This is a genomic window from Vibrio sp. D431a, assembly GCF_030248655.1.
GTDB lineage: Bacteria > Pseudomonadota > Gammaproteobacteria > Enterobacterales > Vibrionaceae > Vibrio > Vibrio alginolyticus.
Window position 1 is genome coordinate 1 of record NZ_JAHGAP010000023.1, and the last position, 17,047, is coordinate 17,047.

At 44.8% G+C, this 17,047-nt stretch carries 16 protein-coding genes and 1 other annotated feature; of the genes, 9 read left to right on the forward strand and 7 right to left on the reverse strand.

Translation table 11 applies throughout. From position 1 onward, the window contains the following. Positions 1-185: 185 nt before the first annotated feature. The 3 genes from pgsA to uvrY are packed head-to-tail and all read right to left on the reverse strand — an operon-like array spanning position 186 to position 3,268. The gene (gene pgsA, locus KJB35_RS18480; protein WP_005394805.1) at positions 186-743 is read right to left on the reverse strand and encodes a CDP-diacylglycerol--glycerol-3-phosphate 3-phosphatidyltransferase; all 558 of its coding nucleotides are present in this window, start codon (positions 741-743) and stop codon (positions 186-188) included. 46 nt (positions 744-789) lie between these two features. After that, positions 790-2,622: an excinuclease ABC subunit UvrC gene (gene uvrC / locus KJB35_RS18485; RefSeq protein ID WP_213908136.1), complete on the reverse strand. Its 1,833-nt coding sequence runs from the start codon at positions 2,620-2,622 to the stop codon at positions 790-792. Between the two features lies 1 nt (position 2,623). Next, positions 2,624-3,268, reverse strand: a complete 645-nt coding sequence (gene uvrY / locus KJB35_RS18490; protein ID WP_005386783.1) for a UvrY/SirA/GacA family response regulator transcription factor — start codon at positions 3,266-3,268, stop codon at positions 2,624-2,626. 427 nt (positions 3,269-3,695) lie between these two features. On the opposite strand from uvrY, the gene KJB35_RS18495 reads away from it, so the two are divergent. Next, on the forward strand, positions 3,696-6,059 hold the full coding sequence (locus KJB35_RS18495) for a DNA polymerase II (RefSeq protein WP_042522809.1): 2,364 nt from the start codon (positions 3,696-3,698) through the stop codon (positions 6,057-6,059). Here the strand turns inward: KJB35_RS18495 and KJB35_RS18500 are convergent. Beyond that, a complete protein-coding gene (locus tag KJB35_RS18500) occupies positions 6,056-6,823 on the reverse strand; it encodes a nucleotidyltransferase domain-containing protein (RefSeq protein WP_170890390.1) in 768 nt (255 codons plus the stop codon). The two genes, KJB35_RS18495 and KJB35_RS18500, sit on opposite strands and share 4 nt — an antisense overlap. Positions 6,824-7,017: 194 nt before the next feature. Here KJB35_RS18500 and yeiP point away from each other — a divergent pair, with 194 nt between their 5' ends. After that, positions 7,018-7,584: an elongation factor P-like protein YeiP gene (gene yeiP / locus KJB35_RS18505; RefSeq protein WP_005376801.1), complete on the forward strand. Its 567-nt coding sequence runs from the start codon at positions 7,018-7,020 to the stop codon at positions 7,582-7,584. A 2-nt stretch (positions 7,585-7,586) separates the two neighbouring features. Continuing rightward, the gene (locus KJB35_RS18510) at positions 7,587-7,907 is read left to right on the forward strand and encodes an HI1450 family dsDNA-mimic protein (protein ID WP_005376800.1); all 321 of its coding nucleotides are present in this window, start codon (positions 7,587-7,589) and stop codon (positions 7,905-7,907) included. A 187-nt stretch (positions 7,908-8,094) separates the two neighbouring features. On the opposite strand, the gene rluB is transcribed toward KJB35_RS18510, so the two are convergent. Beyond that, complete coding sequence (gene rluB, locus KJB35_RS18515; protein WP_005376798.1) at positions 8,095-9,033, reverse strand: 23S rRNA pseudouridine(2605) synthase RluB; 939 nt, start codon at positions 9,031-9,033, stop codon at positions 8,095-8,097. A gap of 565 nt (positions 9,034-9,598) precedes the next feature. Between rluB and KJB35_RS18520 the strand changes: the two genes are divergently transcribed. Beyond that, complete coding sequence (locus KJB35_RS18520) at positions 9,599-10,309, forward strand: calcium-binding protein (RefSeq protein WP_005376796.1); 711 nt, start codon at positions 9,599-9,601, stop codon at positions 10,307-10,309. Positions 10,310-10,402: 93 nt separating this feature from the next. Here the strand turns inward: KJB35_RS18520 and KJB35_RS18525 are convergent, their stop codons facing one another. Further along, positions 10,403-11,023, reverse strand: a complete 621-nt coding sequence (locus tag KJB35_RS18525; RefSeq protein ID WP_005376791.1) for an L-threonylcarbamoyladenylate synthase — start codon at positions 11,021-11,023, stop codon at positions 10,403-10,405. Positions 11,024-11,082: 59 nt separating this feature from the next. Further along, positions 11,083-11,940, reverse strand: coding sequence for a PHP domain-containing protein (locus tag KJB35_RS18530; protein WP_005386777.1), 858 nt, complete (start codon positions 11,938-11,940; stop codon positions 11,083-11,085). 95 nt (positions 11,941-12,035) lie between these two features. Here KJB35_RS18530 and KJB35_RS18535 point away from each other — a divergent pair, with 95 nt between their 5' ends. The 5 genes from KJB35_RS18535 (at position 12,036) to trpCF (ending at position 17,029) form a co-directional block, all read left to right on the forward strand. Continuing rightward, the gene (locus KJB35_RS18535; protein WP_005376787.1) at positions 12,036-12,161 is read left to right on the forward strand and encodes a trp operon leader peptide; all 126 of its coding nucleotides are present in this window, start codon (positions 12,036-12,038) and stop codon (positions 12,159-12,161) included. Beyond that, positions 12,108-12,211: a sequence feature (Trp leader region), on the forward strand. (Overlaps the previous gene by 54 nt.) Before the next feature lie 126 nt (positions 12,212-12,337). Beyond that, positions 12,338-13,903 (forward strand): anthranilate synthase component 1, encoded by a 1,566-nt coding sequence (locus KJB35_RS18540; protein WP_054866145.1) that lies wholly within the window; start codon positions 12,338-12,340, stop codon positions 13,901-13,903. A 16-nt stretch (positions 13,904-13,919) separates the two neighbouring features. Further along, positions 13,920-14,528 carry an aminodeoxychorismate/anthranilate synthase component II gene (locus KJB35_RS18545; RefSeq protein ID WP_005434961.1) on the forward strand — a complete coding sequence of 203 codons (609 nt, stop codon included), beginning with the start codon at positions 13,920-13,922 and terminating at the stop codon, positions 14,526-14,528. Between the two features lie 37 nt (positions 14,529-14,565). Further along, positions 14,566-15,576, forward strand: a complete 1,011-nt coding sequence (gene trpD / locus KJB35_RS18550; protein WP_009700797.1) for an anthranilate phosphoribosyltransferase — start codon at positions 14,566-14,568, stop codon at positions 15,574-15,576. 13 nt (positions 15,577-15,589) lie between these two features. Beyond that, entirely contained in the window at positions 15,590-17,029 is a 1,440-nt protein-coding gene (trpCF, locus tag KJB35_RS18555; protein ID WP_213908137.1) for a bifunctional indole-3-glycerol-phosphate synthase TrpC/phosphoribosylanthranilate isomerase TrpF, read from the forward strand. The last annotated feature ends 18 nt before the right edge of the window (positions 17,030-17,047 follow it).

Sequence of the window (17,047 nt, forward strand, 5' to 3'; positions counted from 1 at the left end):
GGGAAGCTTGATTGTATCTACTCATGTTATTTGTCCTCTTTGACTTCTGGAAAAATCAAAGACGCATTTAACATGAGTAGTTTTACAGGCAAAGCCGAAACGGATGATAACCACCTACTGAAGTAGGTGGTTTAGGGCTGAAAACAAAAAAGCAGGCTATTAAGCCTGCTTTCTAACATCAGAATTTAATGGTGCTCTTCATTCAACAGATCGTCTTTCGCAGCAGCCAAATATTGAATCATTGACCAATATGTCAAGAAAGTTGCCACATACAAGGCCGCAAAGCCTAGCCAAACCATCCATTCATCGTAACGCCATATCAACACCCATAAGGCGAACATTTGCGAAACAGTTTTTACTTTGCCAACCCAAGATACCGCAACACTTGCTCGCTTACCGATTTCAGCCATCCATTCTCGCAATGCTGAGATAATGATTTCTCGCGCAATCATCGTTACCGCAGGAATGGTCACCCAAATTGAATGATAATGTTCCGTGATTAGAATCAATGCCGTTGCCACTAGCACTTTATCAGCGACAGGATCAATAAACGCGCCAAAACGAGAAGTTTGGCCAAGTTTACGAGCCAACATGCCGTCAAGCCAGTCAGTAAAACCCGCTACCCAAAACACCATTGCTGCTGCAAACGGTGCCCATGAATAAGGTAGATAAAAGACAACCACAAAAACAGGGATTAGGAACAGTCTAAGAAGAGACAGAATGTTCGGGATATTCAAACGCATTTTATTATTCTCTTACACATTGCGGCTTAATGTTGCGCGATTTTCCTTATTGTTTCAATGCTTGGAAAACAATTTCTGCTAAAGAGTGACTTATTCCCGGTACTTTGGCGATTTCTTCGACACTTGCACGTTTAAGTTCTTGTAACCCACCCATGTACTTGAGTAACGCCTGACGTCGTTTAGGGCCGATTCCCTCAATCCCTTCGAGTGCACTCGTACGTCTGGTTTTACCTCGCTTAGCACGGTGCCCCGCTATAGCATGGTTATGGCTTTCATCACGAATATGTTGGATAAGGTGCAGCGCAGGAGCATCGCTTGGTAAATGAAACTCCTCCCCATCGACTGTAATCAGCGTTTCTAAACCTGGTTTGCGAGTAACGCCTTTTGCAATACCAATCATGATGGGACGCTTTGGCCAATCCCCCCAATATTGCGAAATGATGTCATGCGCACGATTTAACTGACCTTTGCCGCCATCGATAAAGATGATGTCGGGAATTTTCTCTACGTCCAATTGCTTCGAATAACGGCGCTCCAACGCTTGTCCCATTGCTGCGTAATCATCACCACCGGTAATCCCAGTAATGTTGTAGCGACGATACTCTTGCTTTACGGGGCCTTCGTTGTTGAACACCACACATGACGCAATCGTGCTTTCCCCCATCGTATGGGAGATATCAAAACATTCCATTCGAGCTATAGACTCCAACTTCAATGTTTCGCGAAGCGCATGAAAACGCTGATTAATTGTCATCTTGTGATTGATTTTGGTGGTAATCGCCGTTAGTGCATTCGTGTTCGAAAGCTTGAGATACCTTGCTCGAGAGCCAGTTGGCGACGTATGAAAATGAACCTTACGGCCTGCCACTTCACTTAACGCTTTCTGTATTGGCGCAATATCTTCTGCCAACTCTTGATTCAAAATAATACGAGAAGGAATTGTACGTGCTTCGTTATGGCTCAAATAGTATTGAGTCAGAAAACTATCGAACACTTCCTGCTGGCTTGTATTTTGTGGGATTTTCGGAAAATGGCTACGGCTACCAAGCACTTTGCCTTGGCGTATCATCAGGATATGGATACACGCGATACCATTCTCCTGAGCAAACCCGAGTACATCCATATCATCCATGCTGTCTTCTGAGACGTACTGCTGCTCTTGAACACGCCTAATCGCTTGGATTTGATCGCGAAATTTAGCGGCATCTTCAAAGCGCAATTGCTGACTGGCAACTTCCATTTTCTCAATCAACTGTTTGAGTACTTGCTGATCTTTGCCTTGCAAAAACATGCGCACAAAGCCAACCAACTCTGCATATTCTTCATCAGAAATGATGGTATTAACGCATGGTCCTGCACAACGACCAATTTGGTACATCAAACATGGGCGCGTTCGGTTGGAATAGACAGTGTCTTCACACTGGCGCACAGGAAATATCTTTTGCAGCAAATGCAATGTTTCTCTTACTGCACCAGAATCTGGGTAGGGGCCAAAATATTCACCTTTGCGCTTCTTGGCGCCACGGTGGATAGAAAGCCGTGGGTGCTTATGACCGCTAATAAAGATATAAGGGTAAGACTTATCATCTCGCAGCAACACATTGTATTTCGGCAAATACTGCTTGATGTAGTTATGCTCTAAGATCAGCGCTTCTGTCTCAGTGTGAGTCACCGTGACGTCTATTTTGGCGATATTACTGACAAGCGCGCGAGTTTTCTCACTGTCTACTTTTTTTCGAAAGTAGCTTGAAAGGCGCTTTTTAAGGTCTTTGGCTTTACCTACGTAGATTACAACAGCTTCGGCGTTGTACATTCTGTAAACGCCGGGCTGATGAGTTACTGTCTTGAGAAAGGAAGCCGAATCGAAAGGAGGATTCACGCTAAAGGGTCTCGGTGTCCAGCATTCCGTGGCGAATCGCTAAGTGAGTTAACTCAACGTCACCATTAATGTCCAATTTACTAAAGAGTCGGTAGCGATAGCTGTTGACTGTCTTTGGACTTAAATTAAGTTGCTCAGAAATATCCGTTACCTTTTGGCCTTTGGTGATCATAAGCATGATCTGCAATTCACGTTCGGATAAGTCTTTAAAAGGGTTCTCAGAGGCTGGAGAAAATTGACTCAATGCCATCTGCTGCGCAATCTCTGGCGAGATGTAACGCTGCCCACTATTAACTACACGAATCGCATTCACCATTTCGTCAGGGCCAGCACCTTTGGTTAAATAACCAGACGCACCTGCCTGCATCACCTTGGTTGGAAACGGGTTTTCTGTATGAACGGTAAGTACGATGATTTTCACATCAGGATTCACGCGAAGAATTTTTTTAGTGGCTTCCAAGCCGCCAATTCCTGGCATGTTCATGTCCATTAAAACGACGTCAGCATGATTACTGCGACACCATTTTACTGCATCTTCACCGCTGTCAGCTTCTCCTGCTACGTTCATTCCACGGACGTCTTCAATAATACGTCGTATCCCTGTGCGAACCAGCTCGTGATCATCTACAAGGAAAACATTTATCAAACTTGTATCTCCACACTTTGTATTGGTTCTGCACCCACATAACCATTATTTGTTAAATGTGGATATCAGTATGACTGCCTATATACTAACGTAATCGACAAAAAATTGCTTTCTATGAATATGTGCTGAAACGCAAACTTTAGCAAGAACTTATTCATAAACCACTCTATTATTTTAGAGCGTGATGAGCAGAACCGAAATCTAAGAAAAGACAATTAACAACATTAAGTACAATAAATCAAGTAACTAGGTTTCATATTGCCCAGAGAAACACGCTATAACTTAAAATGACACTGTCCCTCTTGCACCAAAGACTAACTTGTAATCACTAATTCCAGCAAAAATTTGAGACGCTTTCTTTACTGGTTATTTTTACAGTTCTTAGTGTTAAACTAACGTTCTTCAAGTTTTCTAAGGTTTCTCACATTTGAATATCCAACAAGGCTTTCTGCTTACTCGACAGGCACGAGACATCAAAGGTCAAACTCAAATCGAGTTGTGGCTTTCGACAGAAGCAGGTCCTACTCAGTTACTTATTAATGGTGAGAAGCCAGTATTTTTCATCGCTCAGAAACACTCAGAGCAAGCAAAGACACTCGCACGAGAAAAAAACATATTCGTCGACATCCGCCTTTTGGATCTCAAAACGTTTGAACATACGCCTCTTGCTGCCTGCTATACCAATGTAACCAGAGACGCTCTCGCACTCAAAGACACATTCGCTCAAAAAGATATCACTACGTATGAAAGTGATATTCGCCTCGCCGATCGCTACCTAATGGAGCGTTTTATCAAAGGCAGTATCGAGTTTACAGGCAATGTGACTCGCACCAATGGCTACCAACGCGTCCAGAGCGCAAAATGCCGTTCGGGGCAATATGAGCCGAAGTTAAACGTTGTCTCGCTAGATCTAGAATGCTCTGAGAAAGGCATTCTTTACTCAATCGGATTAGACAGCGTCATGGATTCCCGCGTTATCATGATCGGAGAACCAGAACCTTCGGAGACACCGATACAATGGGTTAAGGATGAAAAAGCGCTTCTAGAAGCACTCATCGTTTGGTTTAAACAATTCGACCCCGATGTCATTGTCGGTTGGAACGTCATTGATTTTGACTTTCGTCTACTACACAAACGAGCAGAATGGCACAACATGAAGCTAATGCTTGGTAGAGCAGACCAAGCCAGCTTTTTCAGAAGTTCATCTCAAAGCCAACAAGGGTTTATTTCCATTCCAGGGCGAGTTGTAATGGACGGTATCGATACGTTAAAAACGGCGACTTATCACTTTCGGTCTTGGTCATTAGAGTCTGTATCTCAAGAACTCTTAGGGGAAGGGAAAGAAATCCACAACGTTCATGACCGCATGGATGAGATCAATCGTATGTACCGCTCCGACAAACCATCGCTGGCTAAATATAATTTACAAGACTGCGTGTTAGTGAATAAGATTTTCAATCACACTCACCTGCTCGACTTTGCAATAGAGCGCTCTCGTCTCACTGGTGTCGAACTGGATCGTGTCGGCGGTTCGGTTGCAGCATTCACAAACCTATACATGCCTCAGATACACCGAGCAGGCTACGTTGCTCCGAACCTACACCCTGAAAATTGGATTGCCAGCCCCGGCGGTTACGTGATGGACTCCATCCCTAACCTATATGATTCTGTTTTAGTATTGGATTTTAAGAGTCTATATCCATCGATTATTCGCTCTTTCTTGATTGATCCTATGGGTTTAGTTGAGGGGTTATTGCTCGATATTGGAAAAGAAGAAAATCAGGCTGTACCTGGCTTTCGCGGTGGGCAGTTCCATCGTACGAAACACTTTTTACCAGAAATGATTGAAAAGCTTTGGGCAGCACGTGATGTGGCAAAGAAGAACAATGAAAAAGCTTTTTCTCAGGCAATCAAAATCATCATGAACTCCTTTTATGGCGTACTGGGCTCATCGGGATGTCGTTTCTTTGATACTCGGTTAGCTTCTAGTATTACCATGCGCGGACATGAAATCATGAAGCAAACTAAGGTGCTGATTGAGGAGCAAGGATATCAAGTGATTTACGGCGATACGGATTCCACATTCGTGTCGTTGAATCGACCATACAGTCAAGTAGAAGCTGACGCTGTTGGAAATCAATTAGTTGATTACATCAACTCTTGGTGGCAAGAACACCTGCGTTCTGAGTACAACCTAACATCTATGTTGGAAATCGAGTATGAAACCCATTATCGCAGATTCCTTATGCCAACGATTCGTGGCGCAGAAACTGGCTCGAAAAAGCGCTACGCGGGTTTAATCGGTGAAGGAGAGCAAGAACGGATTGTATTTAAAGGGTTAGAAAGTGCCCGTACTGACTGGACCTCGTTAGCACAGAAATTTCAAAATACACTCTATAGCATGATTTTCCATGGTGAAGATCCAAGCGACTATGTCCGAGAGATGGTTGAGAAAACTAACAACGGTGAATTTGATGAACAGTTGGTGTATCAAAAGCGACTGCGAAGAAAACTGCATGAGTATCAGAAGAACGTCCCGCCACAAGTGCGTGCAGCTCGTTTAGCCGATGAGATAAATGCCAAGCTTGGCCGCCCATTACAGTATCAAAACAAAGGGCGAATTGAATACATTATTACCGTGAACGGCCCTGAACCTTATGAGTACCTCAATAGCCCGATTGATTATCAACATTACATTGATAAACAACTCAAACCCGTTGCGGATGCGATTCTCCCTTTCATTGGGACGGACTTTGACAGGCTTTCAGCGCCACAAATGGGGTTGTTTTAGCCGATACGAAACTCTGTTTTCTGGTACTGTTTGACTAACCAATCACCAAACGCATCAATTAGCCCGATAACAGAACGCTTGGGAATACCCCGGCCAGAAAGTAAAATTTCTAGCCGCTCGATCTCAAGCTGCTTTTCAGGATGATAAGTTAAGAATACCTTGCCACATTGTATAGGGTCATCAAACCAACGTTTATCTCGATACATCACCAAAGAGTATGACGCTCTTAGTAACTTTTTTGCAATCACGCGCTGGGCGGCCACCTGCTCTTCTATCGTCTTCGCTTGTACGATTTTTTTGCGATACACCGTAATCCAATCTTCCACATCCATATTCCAGTGCTTAGCAATTTCCCAACTTGGGACGTAATCACCGAAGCATTCTGCTAGATCATCACCGTAAACACAGACACAGCAATGCTTAAGCATAAAGCCCCAAGTAAAAATACTATCTAAATTAGCCACTTCGCTCACTAAGGCTGTACGGACCGATACACCATTAACTTGAGAGTAACTCTGCTGCGCACGCCACTTAATTGTGTTGAGCAAAGTCGCGCGATTGTGCTCAAAGGATGATTGAGTAACGACAACCAGGTCTAAGTTCGACCTTCCTGCGATCGCTGTTTTACGAGCAACACTACCGTATACATAAACGCTGTGTAAGTTTTGCCCCAGTCCACCTTTGAGACAAGCGGTGACTTCCCTAATTAAAGGCGCAAACTCTGGTTGAAATGGTTGTTTAGGATCGATAACAGGCAGAGACATGACTTAAAACGTGTTCTCAGATGGTTCAAGAAGTTGGACTATATGTTCTCTTAGCCGACTCACTGAATCAAGTCCATTCAGGTGTTTAGTCATGGGAGTAACAACAAATTTCTGCAATGAATTTTAATGCTAGGCGGCTAACTTAGCGCTATAATCACCGAGTTTTGCTTAATAAGTATGAATAGGAATATACAATGCCAAAGGCAAGTGAAATCAAAAAAGGCTTCGCAATCGAGTCTAATGGTAAAACTCTTCTAGTTAAAGACATCGAAGTAACGACTCCTGGCGGTCGTGGCGGCGCTAAAATCTACAAAATGCGTTGTACAGATCTAAACACGGGCGCACGTGTAGATGAGCGTTACAAGTCTGATGACGTTGTTGAAACGGTAGAAATGAACAAACGTGCAGTTGTGTACTCATACGCTGACGGCGATGAGCACATCTTCATGGATAACGAAGACTACTCACAATACACATTCAAGCACAATGAAGTTGAAGACGACATGCTGTTCATCAACGAAGATACACAAGGTATCCACATTATCCTTGTTAACGGTGCTGCAGTGGGTATTGAACTACCATCTTCTGTTGAGCTAGTGATTGAAGAAACTGACCCTTCAATCAAAGGTGCTTCTGCATCTGCTCGTACTAAACCAGCACGCTTCGCTTCAGGTCTTGTCATCCAGGTTCCTGAGTACATTGCAACTGGTGACCGAGTTATCATTAACACAGCTGAACGTAAATACATGAGCCGAGCATAAGCATGTCTGATTTGATTTCTTACGACGACGTCATCGACGCAGCGTACGACATTTTCCTTGAGATGGCTCCAGATAACCTAGAGCCTGCTGACGTGATTCTGTTTACTGCGCAATTTGAAGATCGTGGTGCCGCAGAACTTGTTGAAACCGGTGATGACTGGGTTGAACATGTTGGCTTCGAGATCGACAAAGAAGTATATGCAGAGGTTCGTATCGGCCTAGTAAATGAGGAAAATGACGTTCTTGATGACGTATTTGCTCGTATGCTAATCAGCCGAGACCCTGAACATAAGTTCTGCCATATGCTTTGGAAACGCGATTAACGTTTCTTCATCATGAACAAAGATACCAGCCTAGTGCTGGTATTTTTTTATCTGTTGTTTTCGTCTAGCTGAGATATTTGTTTATACAAAGCACCCTGCTCTATATAGGCTTTAGATCCTTTTGTTATGTAACAGATAAGAAAAAGGCTTGCCGAATTGGCAAGCCTTTCTGATGTTTTGCTATCGATTAACGATGCTTGTTGCGTGCGCCTTGGTCACCAGCAGTCTTCTTCGGCTTACGACGAGAAGGGTTGTTGCTGCGACCTTTTGGCGTGTTAACACGCTCTTCATGGCGCTTAACTGCGCGACGAATTTTTTGGCTGCGTGCACGCTCACGTTTGCGTGACGTGTTGTCTTTGTTCAGATCAAGCATGGTTTCTTTCTCTGGACGAAGCTCTACAAGCTCCCGCAAGTAGTTTACTTCTTTCAGGTCAAGCTCCATCCAACCGCCACGAGGCAGTTTCTTGTCTAAGAAGATGTCGCCGTAACGAACACGTTTCAGACGACTAACGGTACACTCTTGCGATTCCCATAGTCGACGAACTTCGCGGTTACGACCTTCGTTGATAACAACGTAAAACGTGTGGTTCATGCCTTCACCACCCGCGTAAACAACATCTTCAAAGCGAGCTAAACCGTCTTCCAGTTCAACACCTTTTACTAGATTACGAACTTTCTGTTCAGTTACTTCACCGAACACACGTACTAGGTATTCACGTTCAACTTGGCGGCTTGGGTGCATTAAGCGGTTCGCCAGTTCACCATCCGTTGTGAAAAGTAGAAGACCAGAAGTGTTCGCATCCAGACGACCAACTGAAATCCAACGAGAGCCACGAATTTTTGGCAGACGATCAAAAACAGTACGACGACCTTCTGGATCGTGACGAGTACACAGTTCACCCTCAGGTTTGTAGTACGCAAGTACACGACAAATCACTTCTTCTTGAATCTTTGCAGAGACAATGTGACCATCGATACGAACTACGCTGCTCTCGTCTTCAAGTCTTTCACCAAGCTTAGCGACTACACCGTTCACGCTAACGCGACCAGATTTAATTAACGATTCAATCTCACGACGAGAACCGTGACCAGCACGTGCTAATACTTTTTGTAACTTTTCGCTCATTTATCTACCTATGTGTCGTCTTCACAGACGTCTAGACCAGGATTGGTCTGTATTTTGCTATTTACCCATTTCAGTGGGATTTTTCGGTCGGACATTATACGTAACTTTCTTAGTTAATGTAAGCTAAATCGGCGCCATTCTCCACACCAAAATTCACTTCAAAAATGACCGAAATATTTGTCCTATTCTGCAACTTTTTTACTACTTAAAGCAGGCATTGCTCAACGAGAATCCCACTAATATCGGTCTTCCTGAACCACTTTAACCACGCGGTACCTGATAAAATTGTCAGGGTTACAACAATAACCACTTGGGGTGTGTTTACTGTTCGTATTGCTAGAAAGCAACGAAGAATAAGCCGTCCCTGTTTGCTGCTAAGTAATACCAATCACCGCAGACAATGAGCGCTCATAGCAAAGCAAGGTCGTGGGTAACAAGACAAAAATTGTCTTTAAGTCATTAGTTCACATCAAAAATAACACTAATGCTATCGTGTACTCTGACTCACTCGGTTCGCTCTGCACTCTCGGCGATTGGCATAAATCAGACAAAAAGGAATAGAACAATGTCTATGCTAAATCTCGACCTAAATTGGATTTTTGGGACATCTCAAGATGACGATATGACAGGCACAAAAGGCTCTGAAACAACCGATATTTTCTTCGGCTTCTGTGGTGATGATAAGTTTGTAGGATACGGAGGTAATGATATTGTCTTCGGTGGCTGGGGAGATGATACCTTGCTTGGTGGCCGAGGTAACGACTTTGTTTCTGGCGGTTTTGGAAACGATTTCCTATCCGGCGGATTAGGAAACGACAAACTCTTTGGTGGCTGTGGCGACGACACAATTTTTGATTATTCAGGCAACAACTACTTGAGTGGTGGCTGGGGTAACGACACGCTCGTTGTTGGTGATGGTGAATCAGTACTGAGCGGTGGCTGTGGAGACGACACCTTCGTGCTTACAAACCGCCTGGCTATTGGTGTACCTGATCAGCCAGTGTCTTCCAACGATATTGATGTTAAAGCCGACATTGTCGATTTTAATATTTTCCATGACAAACTTGTCTTTGATATGGGCCGAGACACTGATAACGATGGCATTCGAGATACGTTCTTGGATTCAGCGGATGATCTGACTTTATCTTACAATGAATGTGGCTGGGCAGTATTCTCAAGTGATGAATACAATGTTGAAGTGACACTAAACGGTGTGAGCTCTGCATACATCAACTATGCAGAACAAAATGGTATCGACATTTTCGATTTCGCTTAACCTCAATCAGTTAAGTTCAATGAGATATTCGATATGACAACTAAAATAGGAGGCGCGATGCCTCCTATTTTGTTTGACGGTGGTGTGCGTCTACTATTCGAATGGTGCAGGGTCACCAGATCCCAAACGAACCACAACAGGTTCACCTTCGCTAAAGTCAATTACAGTCGTAGGTTGTTCACCTAAGTAACCGCCATTAAGAATCACATCAACCGCATGTTCTAGTTTATCGCGAATATCCTCTGGATCAGATTCTGTTACGTCACTGCCAGGTAGAATCAACGATGTAGACATCATCGGCTCACCTAATGCTTCCAACAAGTCCAAGGCAATTTGATTGTCTGGAACACGGATACCGATGGTCTTACGTTTTGCATTCATCAAACGACGCGGTACTTCTTTAGTACCTTTGAAGATGAAGGTGTAAGGACCTGGTGTGTTATTTTTCAGCAGTCGGAATGCAGAGTTATCCACTCGCGCATAGAGAGAAAGCTCCGACAAATCACGACACAGTAAAGTAAAGTTATGCTTATCATCCAGACGACGAATCTGACAGATTCGTTCCAGTGCCTGTTTGTTCTCCAACTGACAGCCAAGTGCGTACCCTGAATCAGTAGGGTAAACCACAACGCCGCCGTTACGAATGATTGCTACTGCTTGATTAATCAAGCGAGCCTGTGGGTTTTCTGGGTGAACGTAAAAAAACTGGCTCATTGTAATTCCTCATTATCGAGCCTCTCGGCTCTATATTTTTATGGGTTCTCGACTTCGTATTACTGAGTATTATTCAACGAAGGATCTATTCCCCAATCTTTCCAAACTGGTTCGACGCCAGCAGGCAACCATAGGTTCCTTCCTAGCTCCATCCACGGTGATGGGTAGTGAAAATCACTGCCTTGAGAGGCTAATAGTTTGTATTGTATAGCATAATCAGCCAAGTTGCGCCTTTCTTGTTGCGCTTGCTGTGGCTGTGCAACTTCCATCGCATCACCACCCGCTTCGACAAACGCTGCTAGAAGACGCTTAATCCACTTCGCTGTCAACTTATATCTACCAGGATGCGCTAATACCGCCATTCCACCAGCCGCATGGATAGCATCAACCGCATCCTTCATCGAACACCAATTCGGTGGTACATAACCTGGGTTATTACGCGTTAGGTATTTTTTAAACACCATTTGCATGGTTTTTGCGTAACCATTATCTACCAACCATTTCGCGAAATGCGCTCTTGTCACTGGAGCATCACCGGCGATTTGCCTTACCTCTTCAAGCACACCTACTCGAGTTGCTTTTTGTAGTCGCTCTGCAATTAACTCAGATCGTGTTATGCGATGCTGCTTCTGCTGTTCTATGAGGGCAGATAATTGTTCATTTTCCGGATCGATATTCAGGCCGACAATATGAATGTCTTTGTTTTGCCAGACGGTCGATATCTCAATGCCATTGATGATTTTTATCGGCAAATTATTATCTTGAACGTATTGCTTAGCTAACGCCAAACCGTCAACCGTATCGTGATCAGTGATCGCCAAAACCTCGATATCAAAACTCAGCGCCCTTTCCACTAAATCTTTAGGCTCTAACCGACCGTCCGATGCAGTGGTGTGACTATGTAAATCAATTCTCATATTTTTATCGTTTTAATGCCGTTTTGGGGTTGACTTTTTACTCTCGCACTAGTTAACTAGTACACAAATACAAAGTACGTAATTTAAGGTTCACCATGTTACAAGAATTTAACCAAAACCAAAAAGCGAAAGTTGCGGTTTGTCTTAATAAGGCAAACTCATCAGATCTTGCTTGGTGGCGCACTTGGACTAGTTCTTGGTGGGCAAACGTATACTTCTAGTTTATAGAACCAAACGTTGTAAAGCCCGCTACTTAAGCGGGCTTTTTTGTTTTGTTGCTCATTTCACATTCAACTGCCTAAACATTAATCGAATATAGCCAACTCTAGATTGGGAGAACGTTTGCTTTATGCGACTATGTACGGCAGGAAGATTTAAACAGCTACAAGGAGGTCTTGTGAACAAGGCCATTGAAATTAAGAAACTTGGACAGCTTGAAGTGCTAACGGCTTCCGTCCCTTATACTCAAGACCCGACTCGCTTGTTCCACACACTATGTGAGAACAAAACTGACAGCCTATTGCTGGAATCTGCTGAGATCGATTCAAAGCAAAATTTAAAATCCCTGCTGATCGTAGATTCAGCGGTTCGCATTGTTTGCTTCGGCCATACCGTTAGCATGCACGCCTTGACCAATAACGGTAAAAACCTACTGTCTCACCTAAACCAGAACATCCGTGGTGACGTTGAGAGCAAGTTCGATGGCGAAACGCTAACTTTGCGGTTTAACCAGCCATGCGACACGTTAGATGAAGACTCTCGCCTACGTGAAGCCTCTTCTTTCGATGCGCTGCGTTTGGTTCAGCATAGTTTTGATATTTCACAGCAAGACAAACACGCAATTTTCCTTGGTGGTCTGTTTGCCTACGACTTAGTCGCAAACTTTGAGCCGCTTGGTAATGCCGAAGCAACAAATCAGTGTCCAGATTACGTTTTCTACGTCGCGGAAACACTACTTGTTGTCGACCATCAAACGGAATCTTGCCAGCTTCAAGCGACGTTGTTTGTTGATGGTTCAGAGAAAACAGCGTTAGAGACTCGTATTGCAGAAATTAGCGCCCAATGTGCAGCGCCAAAACTGTTGCCGAGTGCAGAGCAAATAACAGATGTAACGGTAGAACCTAGCGTGTCTGATGCAGACTTCTGCCAAACCGTTCGCGACTTAAAAGAGTTCGTAGTGAAAGGCGATGTATTCCAAGTTGTACCGTCTCGTAGATTCACTCTACCTTGTCCTTCTCCACTGGCTGCTTATAAAGAACTGAAACAAAGTAACCCAAGCCCTTACATGTTCTACATGCAAGATGAGCTGTTCACTCTGTTTGGCGCATCACCAGAAAGCGCGCTTAAGTATGAAACCGATACCAACCAAATTGAAATCTACCCAATCGCAGGCACTCGTCGCCGCGGTAAGCGCCCTAACGGCGAGATTGATTTCGACCTAGACAGCCGCATCGAACTTGAACTGCGCACCGACATGAAAGAAAACGCAGAACACATGATGTTGGTTGACTTGGCACGTAACGACGTCGCTCGTATTGCTCAAGCTGGTACTCGCCACGTAGCAGACCTTCTAAAAGTCGACCGCTACAGCCACGTAATGCACTTGGTATCTCGTGTGGTTGGTCAACTGCGTGAAGACCTAGACGCGCTGCACGCATACCAAGCATGTATGAACATGGGCACGCTCACTGGTGCACCAAAGATTCGTGCAATGCAGTTGATTCGTGATGTGGAAGGCGCACGACGCGGTAGCTACGGCGGTGCTGTGGGTTACCTTACCGGTGAAGGCACACTCGACACATGTATCGTGATCCGCTCAGCTTACGTTGAGAACGGTATTGCTCAAGTTCAAGCTGGTGCAGGCGTGGTGTTCGACTCTGATCCACAAGCGGAAGCAGACGAAACGCGCGGCAAAGCACAAGCGGTAATCTCTGCTATCCAAGCAGCGCATAAGTCACAATAAGGAATAGGGTTCAGAGATGGCTAATATCATTTTTATCGACAACTTTGACTCGTTCACCTACAACCTTGTGGATCAATTCCGCTCGCTAGGTCACTCAGTCAAGATTTACCGAAACAACATCCCAGCAGAAACCATTGAACAAGCGGTAAATGAGCTTGAAAACCCAGTGGTTCTGCTATCACCAGGTCCTGGTGCACCTTCAGAGGCAGGCTCAATGCCAGAGCTTATCCAACGTATGAAAGGCAAAGTGCCGATGATCGGCATTTGTCTTGGTCACCAAGCGATTGTTGAAGCGTACGGCGGTACTGTTGCTGGCGCAGGCGAAATCATTCACGGTAAGGTCTCTATGATGGAGCACCAAAACCATGCGATTTACCAAAACCTACCATCACCACTTGCAATTGCACGTTACCACTCGCTGGTTGCGACCAAGGTTCCTGAGAGCCTAACCATCACAGCAGAAGTGGATGACTTGGTAATGTCTGTTGTACATGAAGAAGATAAAGTTTGCGGGTTCCAATTCCACCCGGAATCTATTATGACGACCTACGGAGCAACACTGTTGGCCAATGCCATTGAATGGGCACTTGAAGAACAAACTTCAGCGAACCCACTCACTGCTTAAAAAGCACTTGGCACATAAGAAATTTATGAGAGGAAATATGGAAGCAATCATCAACCCTATTATTACCAAACTGTACGAGCAAGAATCGCTTACTCAGGAAGAGAGCCAACAGCTATTCGACATCATTATCCGTGGTGAACTAGATCCAATTTTGATGGCGTCAGCGCTGACTGCACTAAAAATCAAAGGCGAAACGCCAGACGAAATTGCAGGCGCGGCAAAAGCACTGCTGGCAAACGCAAACCCATTCCCTCGTCCAGATTATGATTTCGCGGATATCGTAGGTACTGGCGGCGACGGTCACAACACCATCAACATTTCAACCACTGCGGCGTTTGTTGCTGCAGCATGTGGTCTAAAAGTAGCGAAACACGGTAACCGCAGCGTTTCAAGCAAATCGGGTTCTTCTGACCTTCTTGATTCATTTGGTATCAACCTAGCTATGAGCGCAGAAGATACGCGCAAAGCGGTAGACGATATCGGTGTTGCTTTCCTATTTGCACCTCAATACCACGGTGGTGTGCGCCATGCGATGCCAGTGCGTCAAACCATGAAAACACGCACCATCTTTAACATTCTTGGCCCACTGATTAACCCTGCTCGTCCTAACATCGAATTGATGGGCGTTTACAGTGAAGAACTGGTTCGTCCTATCGCAGAAACCATGCTACAAATGGGTATGAAGCGCGCCGCTGTAGTTCACGGCAGTGGCTTGGACGAAGTCGCGATTCATGGCGAAACAACGGTTGCAGAAATCAAAGACGGCAAGATCACTGAGTACACGCTAACACCAGCAGACTTCGGTCTAGAAGCGCACCCACTAGAAGCAATCAAAGGTGGCGATCCTGAAGAAAACAAAGCGATCATTACCAATATCCTGACGGGTAAAGGTACAGACGCACAATTGGGTGCAGTGGCAGTGAACGTTGCTCTGCTAATGCGTCTATTCGGCCACGAAGATTTAAAAGCCAACACGCAACAAGCGATTGAGGCAATGAATTCAGGCAAGGCGTACCAATTGGTACAACAACTTGCCGCACACGCTTAAGGAATTGAAGAACATGACTGACTTCAACACTCAGCAAGCTGACAACCTGTCTGAACACGTTTCTAAGAAAGAAGCAGAAATGGCAGAAGTACTGGCGAAAATTGTCCGCGACAAATATCAGTGGGTAGCAGACCGTAAGGTGTCTCAACCGCTAAGCACATTTCAGTCTGATTTGCTTCCATCGGACCGCAGCTTCTACGATGCTCTGAGTGGCGAAAAGACGACCTTCATCACCGAATGTAAGAAGGCATCTCCTTCTAAAGGTTTGATTCGTGATCACTTCGACTTGGATTACATTGCATCGGTTTACAACAACCATGCTGATGCGATTTCAGTCCTAACAGACGAGAAGTACTTCCAAGGTAACTTTGACTTTCTTCCTCAAGTGCGTGGTCAAGTCAAACAACCGGTTCTGTGCAAAGACTTCATGGTAGATACCTACCAAGTTTACCTAGCGCGTCATTACAGTGCTGATGCCGTGCTACTGATGCTTTCTGTCCTTAATGACGAAGAGTACAAAGCGCTAGAGGAAGCAGCGCACAGCCTGAACATGGGTATCTTGACCGAAGTCAGCAACGAAGAAGAGCTTCATCGTGCAGTTAAGCTAGGCGCACGCGTTATCGGCATTAATAACCGTAACCTTCGCGACCTAAGTACTGATTTGAATCGTACTAAAGAACTGGCACCGACAATTCGCGAACTGGCTCCTAACGCAACAGTAATCTCAGAATCTGGCATTTATACACATCAACAAGTTCGTGATTTAGCGGAATACGCAGACGGCTTCTTGATTGGTAGTTCACTGATGGCGGAAGACAACCTTGAACTTGCAGTACGTAAAGTGACGTTAGGCGAAAACAAAGTGTGTGGCTTAACGCATCCAGATGACGCAGCAAAAGCATATCAAGCTGGCGCGGTATTTGGTGGCCTGATTTTTGTCGAGAAGTCGAAGCGTGCGGTTGACCTTGAAGGTGCTCGCTTAACCATGAGCGGTGCTCCACTGAACTATGTAGGCGTTTTCCAAAATCACGATATCGATTTTGTTGCTTCTGTCGTCACCTCTTTGGGTTTAAAAGCGGTGCAACTGCACGGTCAAGAAGACCAAGCTTACGTAAACCAACTCAAAGCCGAACTGCCAGCAACGGTAGAAATTTGGAAAGCTTACGGCGTTGCTGATGCCAAGCCAGAACTGCTAGCAGACAACATTGATCGCCATTTATTAGATGCGCAAGTTGGCACTCAAACTGGCGGAACTGGTCAAGTGTTCGACTGGTCACTGATCGGCGACCCAAGTCAAATTATGCTAGCGGGCGGACTGTCGCCAGAAAATGCTCAACAAGCAGCGACACTAGGTTGCTTGGGATTAGATTTAAACTCTGGTGTAGAAAGCGCACCAGGCAAAAAAGATTCACAGAAGTTGCTCGCGGCATTCACTGCTATTCGCAACTACTAAAGCTGGATATCAGCTAAA

Coding starts and splice junctions, on each gene's coding strand:
- pgsA (WP_005394805.1), bottom strand. CDS start 743: ATGCGTTTGAATATCCCGAACATTCTGTCTCTTCTTAGACTGTTCCTA.
- KJB35_RS18525 (WP_005376791.1), bottom strand. CDS start 11,023: ATGAGCCAGTTTTTTTACGTTCACCCAGAAAACCCACAGGCTCGCTTG.
- KJB35_RS18510 (WP_005376800.1), top strand. CDS start 7,587: ATGTCTGATTTGATTTCTTACGACGACGTCATCGACGCAGCGTACGAC.
- rluB (WP_005376798.1), bottom strand. CDS start 9,033: ATGAGCGAAAAGTTACAAAAAGTATTAGCACGTGCTGGTCACGGTTCT.
- yeiP (WP_005376801.1), top strand. CDS start 7,018: ATGCCAAAGGCAAGTGAAATCAAAAAAGGCTTCGCAATCGAGTCTAAT.
- KJB35_RS18545 (WP_005434961.1), top strand. CDS start 13,920: ATGGCTAATATCATTTTTATCGACAACTTTGACTCGTTCACCTACAAC.
- KJB35_RS18520 (WP_005376796.1), top strand. CDS start 9,599: ATGTCTATGCTAAATCTCGACCTAAATTGGATTTTTGGGACATCTCAA.
- trpD (WP_009700797.1), top strand. CDS start 14,566: ATGGAAGCAATCATCAACCCTATTATTACCAAACTGTACGAGCAAGAA.
- KJB35_RS18530 (WP_005386777.1), bottom strand. CDS start 11,940: ATGAGAATTGATTTACATAGTCACACCACTGCATCGGACGGTCGGTTA.
- KJB35_RS18500 (WP_170890390.1), bottom strand. CDS start 6,823: ATGTCTCTGCCTGTTATCGATCCTAAACAACCATTTCAACCAGAGTTT.
- KJB35_RS18535 (WP_005376787.1), top strand. CDS start 12,036: ATGTTACAAGAATTTAACCAAAACCAAAAAGCGAAAGTTGCGGTTTGT.
- trpCF (WP_213908137.1), top strand. CDS start 15,590: ATGACTGACTTCAACACTCAGCAAGCTGACAACCTGTCTGAACACGTT.